The sequence below is a fragment of the Shewanella marinintestina genome, assembly GCF_023283845.1.
Classification (GTDB): Bacteria; Pseudomonadota; Gammaproteobacteria; order Enterobacterales; family Shewanellaceae; genus Shewanella; species Shewanella marinintestina.
The window spans coordinates 128,610-146,967 of record NZ_JAKILC010000012.1 but is presented as its reverse complement, the minus strand read 5'-3'; the positions used below and the strand labels follow the sequence as shown (position 1 = coordinate 146,967).

The window sequence follows — 18,358 nt, the reverse complement described above, 5'->3', positions numbered from 1 at the left end:
CCAAGAATTTCAACGCGTTTAATTGAGTCGATACCTAAATCGGCTTCCATATCCATGCCAAGTTCAAGCATTTCAGTTGGGTAGCCAGTCTTTTCGGCAACCACAGACATCATAGTCGCCTGTACCTTGTCAGCACTTAGACCATTCGCTGCAGGAATAGCAGCTGCTTGAGGCGCTGCAGCACTAATATTAAGAGACGCAGCGGCATTTGTAGAAAGCTTAGAGTTCATATAGCTAACGATTTCGCCTAGAGTACGACACTCGGCTAGATCTTCTGGGCTAAGCTCAGGTAGACCCGGTAGCTCATCTTGTACAGTGCCAAGAATTTCAACGCGCTTGATAGAATCGATGCCTAAATCGGCTTCCATATCCATTTCAAGCTCAAGCATTTCAGTTGGGTAGCCAGTCTTTTCGGCAACTACTGACATCATAGTAGCCTGTACCTTTTGTGCGCTCAAGGCTGTCTCAGCAGTAAGACCATTTGCAGCTGGTGCAGCAGTCGCAGAAGCTGTAACAGGAACAGATGAAAGTTTGCTGTTCATGTACGCTACGATTTCGCCCAGTGTGCGGCACTCTGCTAAATCTTCAGGGCTAAGCTCAGGTAAACCCGGTAGCTCATCTTGTACAGTGCCAAGAATTTCAACGCGCTTGATAGAATCGATGCCTAAATCGGCTTCCATATCCATTTCAAGCTCTAGCATTTCAGTTGGGTAGCCAGTCTTTTCAGCAACCACTGACATCATAGTGCTTTGCACTTTTGCTGCGCTCAGGGCTGTTTCAGCGCTCAAACCGTTTACAGCTGGTGCAATAGTCGCAGAAGCAGTAACTGGAACAGATGAAAGTTTGCTGTTCATGTACGCTACGATTTCGCCCAGTGTGCGGCACTCTGCTAAATCTTCAGGGCTAAGCTCAGGTAGACCCGGTAGCTCATCTTGTACTGTGCCAAGAATTTCAACGCGCTTGATAGAATCGATGCCTAAGTCAGCTTCCATATCCATTTCAAGCTCTAGCATTTCAGTTGGGTAACCGGTCTTTTCGGCAACCACTTCAAGCATAGTGGCTTGAACCTTTGCAGCGCTCAAGGCTGATTCAGTGCTCAAGGCTGTTTGCGCGCTCAAGGCTGAAGGCGTTGTAGTCGCAACACTTGTATGGGTCGGAACGATAGTCGCTTGAGCAGGCGCAGCTTGACGAGCAACTTGTACTGGAGCCGTTTGAATTGGAGCTGATTGTACCGGAGCTGCTACAGGCGCTTGCGTAGCTTGAGCTGGCGTAGTGTTAACTGGCGCAGCAATCGCAGCTTGAGCAACCACTTGACTCTGAATTACTTCAGTTTGAATTACTTCGGTTTGAATTGCTTCATTGTGAATGACTGGAGCGTAAGTTGCTTGGCTGCCATTTAGCAGGTTCAATGCGGCAATATTGCTGCCCGCTTGCATCTCAAGGAATTGCGTGTGGCTTTGTAGTGTTTGCGCTTGTAGCTGGTGGAACTGCTCCATTGAGCGTTGTAAGCTCTCTGGGATCGCAATTCCTGAACCTGCCAGCTTAGCTTGCTCTGTCATCAATGTGGTGAACGTCTCACCATATTGCTGTGGAATAGCTAAGAATTGCTGATGTAGCTGGGCTGTTTGCTGCTGGGCGGCAAAAAAGTTGCTGAGTGCATCGCTGCTAATATTATGCGCTGCTGGCTTACTATTTTTAGACACTACTTGATTCTCTTGAGCTGAATGGGCTTCAACTGGGGTTGCATTGGTTGAATGATAAGTGGCTTGCTCGTTACCTGATGTAACTGCTGCAACTTCAACAATCTTTTCGACTTCTACGATTTTTTCTACGAGCTTCTCTACTTCAACCAACTTCTCTACTTCAACGATTTTTTCTTCGATCACATGTTCGATTTGTGAAGTGACGATGCCAGTCTCTAAAGATTTGGCCATCTTAGCGCGAGTTGCTTTGCTGATATGGTTAGCAGCGTTTAGCGAAATACTCATAGGTGACTTTTTAGCTGGAGCGGCAATATCGGCTTGGTATGGGTCGATTTCGCTTAATACAACACCGGTAACGGCCAGTTGCATTGCTGCTTGCTTAAGCTGCAGATCACTATCACCTTTAGGATTAGGGTTTATAGAGATTGTGCAAACTTCATTTTCAGTATTGGCCAGCGTGCCTTGAACAAGCTTTTGTAAGATGTTCTTCGGACCAAACTCAACAAATACGCGTGCACCGGCGTCATACATAGCTTCTAGCTGGCTAGTAAAGCGTACTGATTGAAGCATATGTTTCTTAAACGAGGCTTTAATCTTTGCAGCGGTAGCATCGTACAGCGCGCCAGTGGCATTTGAATAAAGTGCGCGGCTAGCTTTATTGAATTTAGCTGCGTCAATCGCTTTAGCAAATGGTGCTTGAGCATGACCAACCAATTCAGTGTGGAATGCACCCGATACTGGTAGGTTTATTGCTTTATAACCAAGCTCACTTAGCGCCTTAGCGGCATCTGTAGTTGTGGCTGTTGGGCCTGCAATGACAGATTGAGTTGGTGCGTTATAGTTTGCGACTTTAACGCCAGCAAATTTAGCAATAGTCGCTTCAACGGTTTCAAGGTCTGCAGCACTCTTGGTTATGATTGCAAACATGCTACCATTATCCTGTGAAGAGTCAGCTTCAACGCCGTCTTTAGCCGGGGCTTTAGTTGCCATGGCATCGCCACGGGCAAAGGCTAGTTTGTAGTAATCATCAGGGCTGATAACACCTGCTGCACATAGTGCACTTAGCTCACCAAAGCTATGGCCAGCTACCATGTCGGCATTAAAACCAGCCGCAGTAAACAAATCATATTGACCCATTGAAATGGCACCAATTGCGCTTTGAGCATTGGCAGTATTAGTCAAAATGGCTTCTTGTGCTTTTAAATCATCTTTATTAAATACAGGCTTTGGATAAAGGGTTTGCGATAACGGTGTTTTATCGTTTGCAGCAAATACCTTATCAGCCATCACAAATTGCTGACGCATCTCTGGGTAATAACAAGCAAGGTCGCGACCCATATTTAGGTATTGTGAACCTTGCCCTGCAAACAGTGCGGCAACTTTACCGTCGATTGCTGCGGTGCGATAACTTGTGCCGCCTGGTAGTTGCCATGCGTTATCATCGCTTGCAGACAGTTTTGCAAGCGCTTGTTTAATTAGGCCTGCTAACTCTTCAGCGGTGTTTGCAACTAAACCGATACGTGGCGCATTTTTATCAAGCTCACGGACTGAGTGGTTTGCCGCTGCATCTTTAAGAATAAATTCTGCTTGGTTCGCTGATGCTGCTAGTGTGTTTAGCTCGTTAATTAACGCAGCTTTATCGTTTGCGCTTATTAGGAAGCTTTGTGCGACTTGGCGTTGACGATATTTGGCTTTTTCGCTGTCAGTACGGCTGTGTTCTTGGTTGTACTCTTCTAGTACAAAGTGGAAGTTAGTGCCACCAAAACCAAATGAGCTAATACCCGCGCGGCGCGGCGTACCATCAACACGCGGTAACCATGGACGTGTCTCAGTGTTTAAATAAAATGGCGAGTTTTCAATATCAAGCTTAGGACTTGGTTGGCTGACGTTAATCGTTGCTGGTAGCACTTTGTGATGCAGTGCAAGGGCCGCTTTGATTAGACCAGCGGTACCCGCTGTTGATTTAGTATGGCCAATTTGTGATTTAACAGAGCCAAGCGCAATGTGCTGCTTGCTATCGTTGCCATCAGCAAACACTGAGCAAAGGCCGGCGAATTCTGCTGCGTCACCTGCTGCAGTACCTGTTCCGTGAGCTTCAATCAGACCTAAAGTGTGCGGCGCAAAACCAGCGTCATCGTAGGCGCGGTTTAGTGCTTTAGCTTGACCCGATGGGCGAGGGGCGTAGATAGACTTAAACTTACCATCAGATGATGCCCCCACACCTTTAATCACAGAGTAAATGCGGTCGCCATCGCGCTCGGCATCTTCAAGGCGTTTAAGGGCTACCATGCCAATACCTTCACCAATCATCATGCCTTTTGAGTCGATATCAAATGGCTGAATGGTTTCGTTAGTGGTAAAGGCTGGTGTTTTTGAGAAGCTCATGTACATAGACGGTGAGTTATCGGTACATACACCACCGGTGATCATCATCTCAGAGCGACCTTCGGTTAGCTCTGTAAGCGCCATGCGCATAGCGGCAAGTGAGCCTGCACAGGCTGCATCGACCACACAGTTCATGCCACCAAAGTCAAAACGGTTGGCGATACGACCAGCAATCACGTTACCTAAAGATCCCGGGAATGAGTTTTCTTCCCAGTGTACGTATTGGTCTTGGAATTTCTTGATCAGCATTTCGCTGTCAGTGTCGCTAATACCGCTGTTGGCGAATACTTTCTTCAATACTGGGTATTGCAGACGTGCTGTTAGGCTATGGCTGATTTTTTGACCACCGCCGACACCTAAAGTAATACCGATTTTATCTCGGTCGTAACCTTCAGGCAGGTTGGCATCGGCTAATACTTCTTTAGCAACAATCAGCGATAATAGCTGTGATGAATCGGTAAGCTCTAGGATATTTGGCGGCAGGCCAAACTCCATTGGGTTGAAGTCAACATCTGGCAGGAAACCACCGCGCTTACAGTAGCTCTTATCGGCTACGGTTTTATCAGCGTCGTAATACTCTTCTGGTTGCCAGTGAGTAGAGGGTAATTCGGTGATGGCATCAATCTTCTCGCTGATTAAGTCCCAAAACTTATTCAAGTAACGAGAATTAGCAAAAATACTTGCCATGCCAACGATGGCAATTGGCATATCTTTAAGGCGCTTATTTAAGCGTGAATCAGCTTGTGAGTCTTGTGCTTGCTCAGTCGCGTTTGCTGATTTTGTAGGTTTAGAGGTCTGGCTCATTATGAGTCTCCGCTGGGTGCCTGAGAGTCAGGCGTCTTGTTGTTTGTTGTATGCGTTTCTTTTGAGGTGTGGCGATTTGGCGTCGCACCAGGAAAGCGCTGCAAAAAGGTGTGATAGTTACGCACGAGTAACTTTCGTAAATGGAATGGCCCATGTTTGAGTACGTAGGCCATATATCGATTTGTGGCTTGAGTATTGCCATCTTGATAAATGTCGAGATAGATCCAGTCGCTGTGAGGATCGATGCCGAGCAAAATTGAACTGGGTATTTCTTCGGTCAATTGTGGTGGAATCGTGAGTGAAACCACTTGCACCACATTGTTACCGTCGGTGCTAGGCAGCGCTAAGGTTTTTGCTAGCGTTTCGTAGTGCAAGGTATAGGTTTGCACATCGCTGCCTTGAGTCACTGGGATTTGATTAAAGTAACGCATCGGCACATTAGGGCTTTCAATGTCGCTAACTCGAGATACGCCATATCGCTTTAAGCACCTTGCTAACCCTGAACGCGACACATTTGGGTTAATAAACTTTTGTGTTGCTTTTAATAAGGTGTCTAGCGGCATTTTCAATTGATAACGTAAACCGACCACCACATATTCTTGCAGTGGAGTTAACGTGGTATTGAGATGGTGCGGAGTATTCGGGCAGTTTTCGACAGAGTCACGTTTACGCCACTTACGCACGGTAGCTTCACTGATATTCAATATTTTAGAAAGTTGACTGACACTGAGATCTGATTCTTGTATGAACCGGCGCATCTCTGGTGTGGTGGTGGCATTGCTATGCCGACTATCAGTCTCTATCTGCGTACACTTATTCGAAGTCGTACTGACTTCACTTAAGTGTTCACTATTTATTTTTGCCATCAGTTTAGCGGGTATCCGTTAATAATCTGTTGGGACTTTAAGAGGATGAAATTAGCTGTGAACTTAGCGCTAAGCCACATTTCATCATCATTTAGTCAATATTGTTGAGCTAATGGCACAGCAGACTACCTGAGCTTATACGTCAATACAATCACCTGGGACTGAATAATTACAGATACGACCAGATTGAGAGAACACTTGTGCGCTAAAGTGCTATTTTAGCTAGTTAAATCAAGCGGAAAATAAAAAGTGTGAGCTGGGTTGAATTAAAGGTTGGTTACACTTTATTTACCAGTTGATAACTGTTAGGTATCTAGTTGTATTTAGGTCTGTAGCACCCTTTGGCAATAAAGAGGGGGTTGCGCTATGTTTGAAAAACTTTCTTGTAATAGACAGCTGTTTTTTCGAAATAAAAAAGCCACAATGGTATTAATATCAATTTGTAATAGAGGATCTTTTGTCGGAGTCGTATTCTATTTGCTTATACTTTTGCCCGTTAACCATTCAAGAGTGTGACAGCCAAACTTCTTCGTTGCTAAAGTCATGGTTACCTGAAGACGAGTTAGTTAAGGTTGACCGCTACGTTAAGCAAGAGGCTAAAACTCAAGGCTTGATGGTAAGGGGGTATTTGCGCGCCTTGCTGTCACAGCACAGTGATTTATTGCCCAATGAATGGCGCTTTGAATACGGTGAAAAAGGTAAGCCTAGATTAAGTGATACTCAGTTCAAGCAAACTGGCATTCATTTTAATTTGAGTCACAGTGGCGATTGGCTATTGGTTGGGATCTGTGTGCCTAAGGCTGAAAAGCGTAATAATCTAGATGCTGTAGAATTTGGCGTCGACATTGAGCGTTGCCGCAGCAGCACCAATATTCATTCAATTTTGAGCCATTACTTTTCTGAACCTGAAAAAGCAGCGTTACTTGCACTGCCAGCCGAATTACAGCGGGAGCGCTTTTTTGATCTTTGGGCACTTAAGGAATCTTATATTAAAGCCAAAGGGCTAGGCCTTGCATTATCACTTAAGTCTTTTGCTTTTGATTTTTCCTCGCTAAGTGAAACACCACTTGAGCTTGATGTAACTAAAATTTCAAGCTCAGGTGATGCTCCTACTAGCAAGCTTAGTACTCGGCATATTCTATTGAAACAACATATCAGCCTGTCAATTATGCAAGCTAAACAAGCTGCTGATACATCAACTTTAGAGATACAAACCATGCAGCCTGCAAAAAATTGGCATTGCTGGCTTGGGCATCTTGATGACAGTTACCGGTTTGCAATGAGCATAGGCCAATGTCAGCAAGTGAGTATTAAGGCACAGCAAGTTGATTTTAAAACGCTATTACAGCCTGAACTATAAGGCTATTTGATGGCGGTTTTAAGCTAAGGCTTTAAGCCAAGCAGTTTACATAAACAATAAAAAACCGGGGCTATAAATAGCCCCGGTTTTATTTCTCGCTTTTGTTATCTAGGGTCAGACTGCTCACTTTACTGGTGTTGGTACAATCTCAAAGTCAGGGGCAAACTCGACCATACTATCGGCAATTTTTCCAAAGGCTGATTTATCGCCTGTAAGTTTGGCATCACCGCTTGCTAGCAGATTTTTTAAGGTGACTTGGCCAAGTAGAATACGGTTTACATCGGCTTTATTAACGATAAGGTTGGCATCTGCGATTTGCTCCTTGTCGACCACTGCATTGCTTAAGTTACCGTTACTGAGCTCTATATAGAGAATGTCTTGGGTATCGGGAGTGATAACATTCATCTTAACTAAACCGTGCTTAGCGGCAATTTGGCTGTCAATTTTGACGGCAAGAAAATCAAATAGTGTTGGCATATCCATTTCGCTAATAACATCTGCCGAAGCGGTTTTAGGGGCGCCCGCTTGAATGCCAACTCTGAGCTCTTGGGCGCCAGTTAAGTAGATGTTTCTCCAGCCTGCACCTTCAGCTTGATAACCAAGTTGCTCATAAGTATCGGCTAGTAATTGACGAGCCTCGTTATTTTCTGGCTCTGCCATCACCACCTTGTTTAATGCCGTTGCAACAAAGCGGTATTCGCCTTGTGCATAATCATCTTTAGCGCGCTTAATTGCAGCATCAGCGCCGCCCATGTATTCAACAAATTTAGCGGATTCAAGCTTTGTTGGTAGTGGATTAAGGTTTGCTGGGTTCATGTCAAAGTAACCTAGATACTTATTGTAAACCGCCTTAGCGTTATGGCTATAAGTGCCGTGGTAGCCATTGGTATGCCATGTCTTGTAGATAGACTCGGGAATCGTGTCTTGAATCGCATCGCCAATGTCTTGAATGCCGACACCATCGTTGGCGAGCCTCAAGGTTTGGTTATGCACTATGCCATAGTTATCGCGCTGTAAGCGAAGGAACTCATTGATCTCTTGGTTACCCCAAACAGGCGCTGAGTGTGAGGCAAATAACACCTGTACATCTTGGCCAAAGGCATTAATCATCTCATTAATATCTTTCGACCACTTAAGTGCATCACGTACTTTTGCTCCGCGCAGCGTATAGATATTATGCATACCTTGATAAGTTAGTTCACCGGTCCAAAGCGCTTGCTTTGACGGAATATAAGTGATCATTTCTGATTCCGCTTCGGTGCCTGATGCGTCCATAAACACCATCTCTAGACCATCAATGGTTAAGGTTTCCCATTTGCCTTCGCCGTTTAGGGTGTAGTCTGGTGCGACATAAGTTATTTCACCTTTTGATAGGCCTTTGCCTAACGCAGCATCGACAATACCGTGATTATGCTTACCCAGTGTTGCCCCGTATTGATACGCTGCGCGGCGGCTCATGGCGTTGCCGGCAAGTACGTTCTCATCAACAATTTCTTTGGTGATGTTATCTGAGCCGTAGACTTTGACATCAGGGAACATCTCTTGAATGCCGCGAGAACCGCCGAAGTGATCGGCATGACTATGGGAGTAAATCATGGCGACAACAGGTAAGTCGCCATCTTTAGGTAGATTCTTTAACGCAAACTCAAGTGATGCTTTTGCAGCTTCTTTGGTTAATAGCACATCGTAAGCTATCCACCCATTATCACTGCGAATAAGCGTTAGGTTAGATAAGTCAGTTCCGCGCACTTGGTAAATACCGTCGCTAACCTTATACAAACCATTCGGCACCATATTGAGCTGCGCTTGGCGATACAGTGATGGATTGACTGAATCTGGAGTGTTGTCGCTGATAAAAGCAAATTCAGCGCGCAGAATATCGGCGGTCGCTTTATCAAACTTAGCCACTAAGTTTTTAGATGACTGCTCAAATGCGCGAGTATCTGCAAAGTTTAATGTCTCTGCCACCGCTTGGTTATGAGCAATAGTATGCTCTGTTGCATCCTTGCCTTCATAATGCACAGTGATGTGGTCATGCTCGTGTTGAGCAGCTAGTGCATTAAACGAGAAAATTGACACGATTGAGATTGCAAGTAGAGTCTTTTTCATAAGTCACCCTTATAAGATTGAATTCGTTCAAAGCCTTATGTCTCAATGTTGCAATTAGTTTGTAGGGCACTAATGAGACATCTGCTTAATTGAGGCCAGTATAGGTAACTTGAATTGATTAATAATTAGGGCTAACCTAGAGATTACTATTTATAATATGAATATATTGAGTGGTAATAGCTGCAAGATTACACCTGTAGCTTTCGCTTGATTTAGTCACTTAATTTAGTTACTTGGTTTTGGCATCGGGGCCTGTAAGAGCTATGTCGCAGCAAAAAGCATTTGATTTAAATCTATTTCGGGTTTTTACCGCGGTTTATCGAACTTCATCATTTAGTCGAGCTGCAGAAGAACTCGACTTAACCCAGTCATCGGTCAGTAATGCGGTTGCCAGATTAAAGACAGTTGTTGGTCAGGAGTTATTTATACGAGTAGGGCGGGGCGTAAAGCCCACTGCGAGTGCAATGACTCTGTATCAACAACTTGCTCCGGCTATGTCAACGATTGAGCAAGTTGCTGCGAGTTTTGAGGCATTCGATGCTGCTTCAAGTGAGCACACCTTTTATGTGTATGCGAGCGAGTCTGCCATACAATTGTTGCAAGGCACTGTAGAGCATGTGCTAAAAGATCTGGCTATCAATATCGTATTTCGAGAGCCACCGTTAATAGAAGAAGAGTTGCAGATGGATCTGCAGTTGGAGAAAGTTGATTTAGCATTGGATATTTGGCTGCCGGAGTCGGCTGCATTTAAGAGTCAAAAGGTAATGCAGGATAAATTAGTTTGTGTCGCTAGAAAATCGCACCCCAGGATCCAAGGTACTTTGACGCCAGAGCAATACTTTAATGAAAAGCACATCATTTTTAAAATGCGTCGCTACAACTTAAGTGTTGCCGATCTCTTAACCAAACATGTTTTACCTGCACGAAAGATGCACAGCGAGCAATCATCGATTTTAAGTATGATGTCTGTAGCGTCTAAGAGTGATGCATTAGCAATCGCATCAAAAGCTTATACCGACGAATATGCCGACCTTTTTGGTCTGCAAGTTTTTGATTTACCTTTTGCGGCTGAGCCCATTGAGTATTACATGGTTTGGAGCCACAAGCTTGAGCAGAACCCTGCCAATATTTGGCTTAGAAAGCAGTTGAACTTAGCAATAAAACTAAAAGGGCTAGCTGTTACGGTTTAATGGGAATAGGTATAAAAAATGCCTATAAGCTGAGGCTTATAGGCATTTTATTTTTAGGTGTTAGTGTTAATCACTAATGCTGATTTTACTGTCTAGCGAGACGTTGATTGTCTGCAGGATGCTCAAAGTCACTGCGATATGGATTGATGTCTAAACCTCCGCGGCGAGTATAGCGAGCATAAACCGTGAGTTTTGCACATTGGCAGAAGCGTTTTAGGTCAACGAAAATACGCTCTACACATTGCTCATGAAACTCATTGTGTTGTCTAAATGAAATCAAATATCTCAGTAACTTTTCACGATCGATCTTAGGCCCTTGATAACGGATCATCACTGTGCCCCAGTCTGGCTGAGAGGTGATAAGGCAGTTTGATTTTAATAAGTTTGAAGTCAGTGTTTCAGCAACTATGGCTTTGCTATCAAGGCTATCAACTAAATAGTCTGGATTAAAACTATAGTCATCGACTTCAATGTCTAAATCATCAATGCAAGTGCCTGGCATTTCAACTACGCGTAGGTGATGAAATTGCTTAGGTTCGATAACTTTTACCGTTACTTCACCTTCTGCACACTGACTTAGATCTTGACGTAAGCGCTCTTGTACATCGAATAGACTGTCGAACCGAGTTTGGTTATAGCTATTTAAATAAAGCTTAAACGACTTAGACTCAATGAGGTTTTTGCTATCAAAACTAAGATTAAAGTCGGCAATCGCAATCATTGGTTTACCTTTGGCATTTAGCCAAGATAACTCATAACCTGTCCAAATATCACAGCCATGAAATGGCAATTCATTTGTCAGCCCAATTGCATCACGGTTTAATTTACGCGGCACGCCTTGTAGTAAAGATGCATCATACTGCTCTTGATAACCAGTCGACTTTCCAAGTGTTAGTTCAGAAAGTTCGGGCGCGTTACTATAGGGATCATGATGTTGTGTCATCAATACGGTTTCCATGTCAAAATAGACCCCTATTATAACTGATTTTGGAACTGGCTTAAGTGTCTTCTTTACCTGCTTTAGATCTTTTTTTATCTAAATATCAACAAGCCTACATGGATAAATTGGGTGAACAGCCTAGATATTATGCTGAAGGGCAAGAGTCTGACTGTATTGTTGGCGAGTTAGACAGTGATGGCGCAGTTTTTTGGCAAGCGGTTAAACGCCAACAAGCTGGTCAATTTGATAATGTTGAAACTGCTCTCGAGTTAAGTTTACAAGCGGATATAAATGCTTTCTTTGGCAGTCACTTTGCTGCGCCGTTATATTTTGATTCACAGTGGGGCATGGGCGAGTTGATCCAAGTTTGGAATCAAACTGATTTTGAGTACCTGCAGCAAAATATTATTGGTCATCTAATGATGAAGAAAAAGCTTAAGCAAGAACCAACCTGGTTCATTGGTGTGTTAGAGGGGGAAGATAAAATGCTAACCGTTAATAATAGTGATGGTAGTGTTTGGGTTGAGATCCCTGGTGAAGTGCAAACTCAAAAATTGGCTGATAGCCTAGCTGAATTTATAACTCTGCTGACGCCGCGAGTAACACCAGCGATTAAGCAAATTGAAGAATCAATGCCCGAACTTGATCATCCTGGTATTTGGCAAAGAATGAAGCTGATGTGGGCAAACCTACGCGGTAAATAATCTTGAACTATCAGTAGAGATTGCAAAAATGGCGCTTATATTTTTCTTTTAGTAAAATTGTATCAGCGCCATTTTGATAACTTTTTATAAGTGATCCCAAGATATATTGGACACAATGCGACAGGTATCGCAGCGGAAATGGAACATATCCAATAAAGGTTCATCGAGTAACCACTCTTTACTGCCACACTTTGGGCACGGACGCTGCTTTTCAACTGCCAAGCTTTCGCCGCCAACGCGGTATAAATAGTAATAGGTCGGTATTTTAGTTAAGTATTCAACTCTGCCACGTAAATCCCAGCCGCGCCTAAACAGGTCGCTTTGGTGGCTGGTCAATTCTTCAAGTGCCGCAAACTCTGCTTTAGTTGCGGCAGCCATTTGCAATTCATCACAGGCTTGCCACTCTGTTTGCCAACGGATCAAACGTTTGTGATCGCCATTGGCTGTCGCTGGAATTTGGTAAAGCGGAATAGGCTGCAAGGTATCGCCATTTCGCAGTGGTGAACACATATGCACATAACTGGTATAAAGCAGCTGCCAACTTGGCGTGTCTTGGCTAGAAACCTCAGAATTAATATCTTGGCCGATATATTTTTCACGTGGTGCCAGCAGTTTTGCTTCAGTTAATTCTTCTAGTGCGCTATTGACCCAAGGACTATTGAAACGCTTAGAAAGGCTGCTTTTTTCTGGCGTTAGCATGCGCGCTTTAAATTCACCATCGTTAAAAGCTACGGCAAATTCGCGACCTAAAACCTGACCATTGGCTCGATAGGCTTCGAGTAAGCCGTTGATGGCCTTTTCTGCTGCAGTAATTGTCGTGTTATCAAAGCATTCAAATCTTAATTCAATTACATGCATGTATTGTCAGGCTCTTTGGTGGCGGTTTGAGATTGTTTTAGTTGATCAAATTCTTGTTTTAGCGAAGCGAATTCGCTTTTTAGTTCACTAAAGTCGCTTTCAAGTTGGGTAATTTTATCAGCTTGTTCTGTTGGAGATAAAATACCTGGCTTTTGCTCTTGTTTCGCAGCGTTAACAGCATGGCTTGCAATGGCTTGCTTATCTTCAGCACTCATGGATTTAAACTGTTGTAAGCCTTGGATCAAGACTCGCATTGGGATGCTAGTACCGAGTTTTGTTTTAATGAGCGCTAAACTAGGATCTCTGCCTTCATCACAGATCCTTTTGGCTGCGGCTAGCACTTGGTCTAATGGACTCATGGTTAGTCAAATTCCTTACTCATTAGTATGTTCATTACTCTAGTCGTTAATGCAGATAATCTAATAACTAATAAAACCAATAAAAACATATGGTTAAATATTGGTATGTTAATTGCTTTTTAATCAAAACAAAAAGCAATGTTAATACAGGACGTTAAAGTGAAAAATAAATTATTAGGTTTAGCATTTTTTGGGATTGCAAGCTTAGGGCTAACGGGCTGCGTGGTCAATGTTGGTGATGGAGAATCTGATTGGGATAACAATGGCTCGTGGGAAAAGGTACAAAATAAAAACCGAGACAATTTATCGAAGATCGCTTTGGGCATGTCTAAAGACCAAGTCACAACCTTGATGGGAACCGCTGATTTTAATGAGGCTTATGTTCAACAAGATAAAGAAGTACATGTTCTTTTTTATCGAACTCAGCGTACTCATGGTGACGGTAAAACGACCAAAGATGAATGCACTCCTGTGGTCATTAGCAACAATGCTGTAGTTGGTTGGGGCGAAATGGCCTATAGCAAAATCTAATTGTTGCTGGTGTTAGAGTTAGCTTTTCTTAATAAGGTGTCTAAGTGGTCGATGACCTCGGTCCACTGGGCATCCTCATTAAATGATTCTTCCAAAAAGTGTTTTTGAGAAGCCGTCCAGAAAGGAGCTTTATGGAGCAATATGTCGTTAGCTAGTTGATGATCATTTATAAATTGCTCTATGGCTGAATGATCATCAGCTAAGCCTAGCTGTAAGAAGAGGTGTGATAGATCTTGCGGCGTGGTATCCATAATCAATTCCATATCAATTGTTTAGTATTAAGTATGGTTGATAAGTTCATTGTTTATGGTAAAAGTTAACTTTTACCATTTTACTTCGATGCTCAGCTTTCCTGACTAATATCCTTATCTGCGATTAACCCTTTCATTAAAATGAACGCGTACGGCGATAGTGTTCATTGATTATTAATTGCACTTATTTATAGTCTTGTTACATTGGTGTTGTGTGATCTTGCTCAAGGAAAACAACAATGGAAAATCAAGCCATGGAAGACTGTCGTGCGGTTTATCTAACTGCAGAAGATTTACGCATTGCTGCCTCAATACTCTATAACGCCTATCATGATGATCCTTTCTTTCTAGAAACACTGTTTACTGGTGATCAAGCACAGTATGAGCAAAAGCTTCGTGGGGCTATTCGAGAAGAGCTCAATGAACTGTGGCAGCAAGAACAAGCTTTAATCGGTATATTTGTTGACGAACGCCTAATTGGCGTGGCCTGTATCGTGACTCAACAAGTGCCTTTGGGAGAAGCTCGCTACTGGCATTGGCGTTTAAAGATGTTATTAAGTGCAGGCTGGCAATCAACACAAGCGCTTATCAAAAAAGAGAATACTATTATAGAAAACTTGCCCAGTAATCAATGCGGTATTTTGCAATTTATTGCGATAGCAAATAATGAACAAGGCAAAGGCTACGGTGGAAAATTGGTTAACGCGGTTCTTAGTTGGTGCGATGAGCAACCTCATTTAGATGGGGTGGGAGTTTTTGCAAATCATGAAGCGCATATTAGCTTGTTTGCTAAACATGGGTTTGAAGCGATTGAACCGTTACAAGTTGGCAAGGTTAGTGGCGAACTTATGTTTTACCGAGGAGTGGTAAATGAATAAACGTTATCGCTCTTTTTCCGAGTTTTATCCATTTTATTTATCGCAGCATCAAGATCGGACATGCAGGATATTACATTACATTGGTAGTAGTCTAGTTGTGCTTACTTTTATCTATATTCTATTTAGTCAGCAGTGGGGTATGTTGCTGCTATTACCTGTGATTGGTTATGGATTTGCGTGGATAGGACATTATATTTTTGAAAAAAATCGGCCTGCAACATTTGAGTATCCTTTATATAGCTTTATGGCTGATTGGGTCATGTTATTTCGAGCGTTAACTAACAGAAATTAATGATAAATTCATATTGAGATAGTTTCTTTGTAAGAGATCTCTCACCTTGTTGTGGGATATCAATAATTACAAAGAGAGCCTTTGTTTACTATTGATGTTTAAGTTGTTATTTATCAGTAGGTTATACTGGCTTTGTGTTGTTGCCTATATGTTGCCTCCTTGTGTTATTGTTATTAGTCCCCATCTTGAGTTGGCTCTAAAGGTAAACTGGGAACCAGAAAGAGATCGCGGCTTAAAGGATTTAGCTGAAATCGCTTTTTAGAAAGAAAGTTGTGATTGTATTGAGCTAAATGCTTTATGGATAAAGTGATTTTTTAGCTGAAAACAATTTTGCAGGATGCAATAAGGACAACCTTAGGAAGAGGATTTTAGCTTAGGATAAGCTAATGAAAGGATTCAGTACGTTGAGTACAGGGATATAAATGGATTTACAAGGAAGAAGCAGGAAGCAAGTTAACCAAGGAAGATGCAGGGATCGCGCATATATAGCGGGAAAGCTAAAATAAAGTGGTACCCGGGGCGCACCAATAGGTGCGCCCCTTCTATTTTGGAGTTTTTATATTATTCGCTTGTAAGTTTGTGCGATATCTCTTACAAGCTCGTAAGAAATTAAACTTAAATATGCAGTGTTCAGCTAGTTAATATACTTAATACTTCTTAAATTCAATGACTTATGGGTTTTTGGTTGAATTTCAAACTTAAACGTTCATGTTAAATAAATGTTTAAGGCCTTATTTAGTCGCAATATTAGATTACTATTTAACTGTGCTAGGAAGCATGGTTTAGCAAGCTTAAGTAAGTGCGTCAGGATTTGCACTGTTTAAGCTTGTGTATTACAGGGCTCATGGAGTGAGGCAATTATGGATTAATTGCAGTTACGACCAAGGACTGGCCAGACAATCCAGGATGGAAATTTTGTTACCTAGGAAGGTGACATACTAAGGATAGTAAAAGAAAGGACGCTCAAGGAAGACATTGGACACACTCAGGATTGAGTAAGCTTGATAAATGGATAATCAAGAGAATGGATTCGTATCGTAAGATACAAGGAAGCAAAGGACAGGGACGAAGCAGGAGCTAAGTTACGCATGGATGGTGCAGGGAGCACTCGTATAGCAGGATGAGCTTACACAATGATAGAAAAGGCACGACCCCTTGTGGGCCGTGCCTTTACTTCTTTAAGAGCTTCTATCTGAAAGCTTTAGCTTTTATTTGTTATATTAAGTGGTTGATTTTAGCTTGGCATGCCGACCTTTTCCGGCACACTCTTAACACTTATTTACAGCCCCCAGAGCTACAATTACCTCTTGAACGGCCGCCACATCCGCCGCCAACAGAACCACGAGCTTCAGGGGCTTCATGCCATTCAGGCTCCGGGAAGATAGGCCATTGTATCTTTTGTATTTTTTTCCCGTGCATCCACAAGCTACCACGATATTGATTGATGCCGTCGGTGCTAAATTCGAATAAATATTTCACCTTCCAGGTGAGTCCGCTAGTGCCACCTAAACTCGGTTTCGCTGATTCTTGTGCAATCGCGAGCAATTGTACTTTTTGCTTTTGACATTCTTTGTTGGTGAATATACGGCTAAGTTCAGCCATTTGTCTTAATTGCCAAAAAAATGCGGCGATCATTACGACCGCGGCAATAATTAAAAAATCTGTCATCATCCCTTTGTTACCTTGAACAATCCACCAATGGCAGTTGCGAGTTGTGCACTGCGATCAGGGTTTCGCAGTTGGCTAAGCAGCTGAGTGCGAATTAATGGTATAGCCACAATATCAGCAAAAATCTGGTTAAAGAAGTGCTGTTGTTGTTTTGCTAAGGCCTCTAAGTAGATAGTGAGAGTTTGCTCATCTTTTAAGGCAGACCAATTTCTGGCTGCAATCGAGATTAGCATATCCGCAGCCAATAGGTCCGCTTCATCTAAATGAGCGATCGCTTGTTGAGTTAGTTGAGGCTGCGACGCTAATCCTCTGAGAAAATAGGGTTTGTGGGCAATATCGACCATTGATAATTGAGCCTGTAGTTTCAGTGCTAAAGCTTCATCAATATTTAAATGTTCTAAACACTGGCAAACAGCGACTTGCACTTCTAAGGCCCAGCTGTCAAAGCCATCAACTAAGATATTGTGATGGTCTAGCTCATTGTTCCTGATACATACATCGGCAATCCCCTGAAGGCCAATGTTTTGCCATTGTTCACTTGGGTGTTGCCCTGACAAATACTGATAGGCAAATTCATATTGTGGAGAGGCTTTCTGGCTGAGCTGCTTTCTAACCAAGGCATTAAAGACAGCAAGCTTTTCTTGAGTCGGTTTGAAGTTAAATGGGTGATTAGCCATTTGCTCTTGTTGTTGCTCGGTGAGCGGCTGAGTCGGATCGCGACCAAGCGCTTCAATTATCATCTTGATAAACTGTATCCTTGGCGCAGAAGATAATAATCCTCGTTCATCAAGGGGAAGTTTAATAAACCAAATATAATGTTGTTGGCTAGCGTCCCAAAAGACAATCGCAAACTGCGCATGACCTTGGATAGGTGATGGATAAGGAGAATGCAGTTCTTCTATCTGATGAAATGCCATCATATCGATATGTTGTACTCGACGGCCCATGTCATAAACTTGGAATTGAGTGTTAGCAGTTTTTAAAAATTCACTTAGGGTCGTTATTTGTGTCATATCGTTATCGAGTGTAGGTAAATTAGCGCATATTATAGGGATAACTCTGTTGAGATGGTATCATCGCGCGTTAATTTTCCAATGCTTGTGACAACGACAGTTTCCAACAGTGAGAGAGGGTAGCTTGACAGCCGTAAAAGTAAGGGAAAAGTTACTGGCATTAGCAGAAGAACTCGAACTGCAAGGTTTGTTAGCCCGTACACCTCCGAGTGAACAGGCACTTGCCAGCACCACGCCGTTTGCGTGTGATGTTATGCCATTTGAGCAGTGGCTACAGTTTATATTTTTGCCAAAAATGCACTTTATGCTAGACAACGCTATCCCGCTGCCTTCTGCAATGTCAATTGCGCCGATGGCGGAGCATGTATGGGCCGATAAATTGGGTTATAAAAATATTATTTTACTGCTAACTGAGTTAGATACATTAGTCGGCGCAGTATCATAACA

The 18,358-nt window shown here is 42.9% G+C and carries 15 protein-coding genes and 1 pseudogene; 7 read left to right on the top strand and 9 right to left on the bottom strand.

Annotated elements, in window-relative coordinates; all coding sequences use genetic code 11:
* Together pfaA and L2747_RS14090 are read right to left on the bottom strand one after the other, a co-directional pair.
* Positions 1-4,892 (bottom strand): annotated as a pseudogene (pfaA, locus tag L2747_RS14095) (eicosapentaenoate synthase subunit PfaA); the annotation flags it as partial.
* Entirely contained in the window at positions 4,892-5,758 is an 867-nt protein-coding gene (locus L2747_RS14090) for a transcriptional regulator (protein WP_248999649.1), read from the bottom strand. The pseudogene pfaA and the gene L2747_RS14090, both read right to left, overlap by 1 nt.
* Positions 5,759-6,215: 457 nt before the next feature.
* Here L2747_RS14090 and L2747_RS14085 point away from each other — a divergent pair, with 457 nt between their 5' ends.
* Positions 6,216-7,118, top strand: a complete 903-nt coding sequence (locus L2747_RS14085) for a 4'-phosphopantetheinyl transferase family protein (protein WP_283107297.1) — start codon at positions 6,216-6,218, stop codon at positions 7,116-7,118.
* Between the two features lie 123 nt (positions 7,119-7,241).
* Here the strand turns inward: L2747_RS14085 and L2747_RS14080 are convergent, their stop codons facing one another.
* Positions 7,242-9,227 (bottom strand): alkyl/aryl-sulfatase, encoded by a 1,986-nt coding sequence (locus L2747_RS14080; RefSeq protein ID WP_248999648.1) that lies wholly within the window; start codon positions 9,225-9,227, stop codon positions 7,242-7,244.
* A 263-nt stretch (positions 9,228-9,490) separates the two neighbouring features.
* Between L2747_RS14080 and L2747_RS14075 the strand changes: the two genes are divergently transcribed.
* Entirely contained in the window at positions 9,491-10,417 is a 927-nt protein-coding gene (locus tag L2747_RS14075; protein ID WP_248999647.1) for a LysR family transcriptional regulator, read from the top strand.
* Between the two features lie 85 nt (positions 10,418-10,502).
* On the opposite strand, the gene queF is transcribed toward L2747_RS14075, so the two are convergent.
* The gene (gene queF, locus L2747_RS14070; RefSeq protein ID WP_248999656.1) at positions 10,503-11,360 is read right to left on the bottom strand and encodes an NADPH-dependent 7-cyano-7-deazaguanine reductase QueF; all 858 of its coding nucleotides are present in this window, start codon (positions 11,358-11,360) and stop codon (positions 10,503-10,505) included.
* Positions 11,361-11,419: 59 nt separating this feature from the next.
* Here queF and syd point away from each other — a divergent pair, with 59 nt between their 5' ends.
* On the top strand, positions 11,420-12,061 hold the full coding sequence (syd, locus tag L2747_RS14065) for a SecY-interacting protein (protein ID WP_248999646.1): 642 nt from the start codon (positions 11,420-11,422) through the stop codon (positions 12,059-12,061).
* A gap of 84 nt (positions 12,062-12,145) precedes the next feature.
* On the opposite strand, the gene L2747_RS14060 is transcribed toward syd, so the two are convergent.
* Positions 12,146-12,919, bottom strand: a complete 774-nt coding sequence (locus L2747_RS14060; RefSeq protein WP_248999645.1) for a Zn-ribbon-containing protein — start codon at positions 12,917-12,919, stop codon at positions 12,146-12,148.
* Positions 12,910-13,278 (bottom strand): hypothetical protein, encoded by a 369-nt coding sequence (locus tag L2747_RS14055; protein WP_248999644.1) that lies wholly within the window; start codon positions 13,276-13,278, stop codon positions 12,910-12,912. The genes L2747_RS14060 and L2747_RS14055 overlap by 10 nt, the downstream gene beginning before the upstream one ends.
* A 138-nt stretch (positions 13,279-13,416) precedes the next feature.
* On the opposite strand from L2747_RS14055, the gene L2747_RS14050 reads away from it, so the two are divergent.
* Entirely contained in the window at positions 13,417-13,809 is a 393-nt protein-coding gene (locus L2747_RS14050; protein WP_283107296.1) for a DUF3192 domain-containing protein, read from the top strand.
* Here the strand turns inward: L2747_RS14050 and L2747_RS14045 are convergent.
* Positions 13,806-14,060, bottom strand: a complete 255-nt coding sequence (locus tag L2747_RS14045) for a DUF2789 domain-containing protein (RefSeq protein ID WP_248999643.1) — start codon at positions 14,058-14,060, stop codon at positions 13,806-13,808. The genes L2747_RS14050 and L2747_RS14045 overlap by 4 nt on opposite strands.
* Positions 14,061-14,299: 239 nt before the next feature.
* Here L2747_RS14045 and L2747_RS14040 point away from each other — a divergent pair, with 239 nt between their 5' ends.
* Positions 14,300-14,938 (top strand): GNAT family N-acetyltransferase, encoded by a 639-nt coding sequence (locus L2747_RS14040; RefSeq protein WP_248999642.1) that lies wholly within the window; start codon positions 14,300-14,302, stop codon positions 14,936-14,938.
* Entirely contained in the window at positions 14,931-15,230 is a 300-nt protein-coding gene (locus tag L2747_RS14035) for an Mpo1-like protein (protein WP_248999641.1), read from the top strand. The genes L2747_RS14040 and L2747_RS14035 overlap by 8 nt, the downstream gene beginning before the upstream one ends.
* A gap of 1,275 nt (positions 15,231-16,505) precedes the next feature.
* Here L2747_RS14035 and L2747_RS14030 read toward each other — a convergent pair.
* Both L2747_RS14030 and L2747_RS14025 read right to left on the bottom strand, forming a co-directional pair.
* Complete coding sequence (locus L2747_RS14030; protein ID WP_248999640.1) at positions 16,506-16,901, bottom strand: DUF3301 domain-containing protein; 396 nt, start codon at positions 16,899-16,901, stop codon at positions 16,506-16,508.
* Positions 16,898-17,911: a DUF3549 family protein gene (locus tag L2747_RS14025; protein ID WP_248999639.1), complete on the bottom strand. Its 1,014-nt coding sequence runs from the start codon at positions 17,909-17,911 to the stop codon at positions 16,898-16,900. The genes L2747_RS14030 and L2747_RS14025 overlap by 4 nt, the downstream gene beginning before the upstream one ends.
* Positions 17,912-18,035: 124 nt before the next feature.
* Between L2747_RS14025 and L2747_RS14020 the strand changes: the two genes are divergently transcribed.
* Positions 18,036-18,356, top strand: coding sequence for a YqcC family protein (locus L2747_RS14020; RefSeq protein ID WP_248999638.1), 321 nt, complete (start codon positions 18,036-18,038; stop codon positions 18,354-18,356).
* The last annotated feature ends 2 nt before the right edge of the window (positions 18,357-18,358 follow it).

Excerpts from the sequence above, each read along its gene's own strand:
- L2747_RS14025 (WP_248999639.1), bottom strand. The coding sequence starts at position 17,911 with ATGACACAAATAACGACCCTAAGTGAATTTTTAAAAACTGCTAACACT.
- L2747_RS14035 (WP_248999641.1), top strand. The coding sequence starts at position 14,931 with ATGAATAAACGTTATCGCTCTTTTTCCGAGTTTTATCCATTTTATTTA.
- L2747_RS14045 (WP_248999643.1), bottom strand. The coding sequence starts at position 14,060 with ATGGATACCACGCCGCAAGATCTATCACACCTCTTCTTACAGCTAGGC.
- L2747_RS14090 (WP_248999649.1), bottom strand. The coding sequence starts at position 5,758 with ATGGCAAAAATAAATAGTGAACACTTAAGTGAAGTCAGTACGACTTCG.
- L2747_RS14030 (WP_248999640.1), bottom strand. The coding sequence starts at position 16,901 with ATGATGACAGATTTTTTAATTATTGCCGCGGTCGTAATGATCGCCGCA.
- L2747_RS14075 (WP_248999647.1), top strand. The coding sequence starts at position 9,491 with ATGTCGCAGCAAAAAGCATTTGATTTAAATCTATTTCGGGTTTTTACC.
- L2747_RS14055 (WP_248999644.1), bottom strand. The coding sequence starts at position 13,278 with ATGAGTCCATTAGACCAAGTGCTAGCCGCAGCCAAAAGGATCTGTGAT.
- L2747_RS14060 (WP_248999645.1), bottom strand. The coding sequence starts at position 12,919 with ATGCATGTAATTGAATTAAGATTTGAATGCTTTGATAACACGACAATT.
- L2747_RS14040 (WP_248999642.1), top strand. The coding sequence starts at position 14,300 with ATGGAAAATCAAGCCATGGAAGACTGTCGTGCGGTTTATCTAACTGCA.
- queF (WP_248999656.1), bottom strand. The coding sequence starts at position 11,360 with ATGACACAACATCATGATCCCTATAGTAACGCGCCCGAACTTTCTGAA.
- L2747_RS14050 (WP_283107296.1), top strand. The coding sequence starts at position 13,417 with ATGTTAATACAGGACGTTAAAGTGAAAAATAAATTATTAGGTTTAGCA.
- L2747_RS14080 (WP_248999648.1), bottom strand. The coding sequence starts at position 9,227 with ATGAAAAAGACTCTACTTGCAATCTCAATCGTGTCAATTTTCTCGTTT.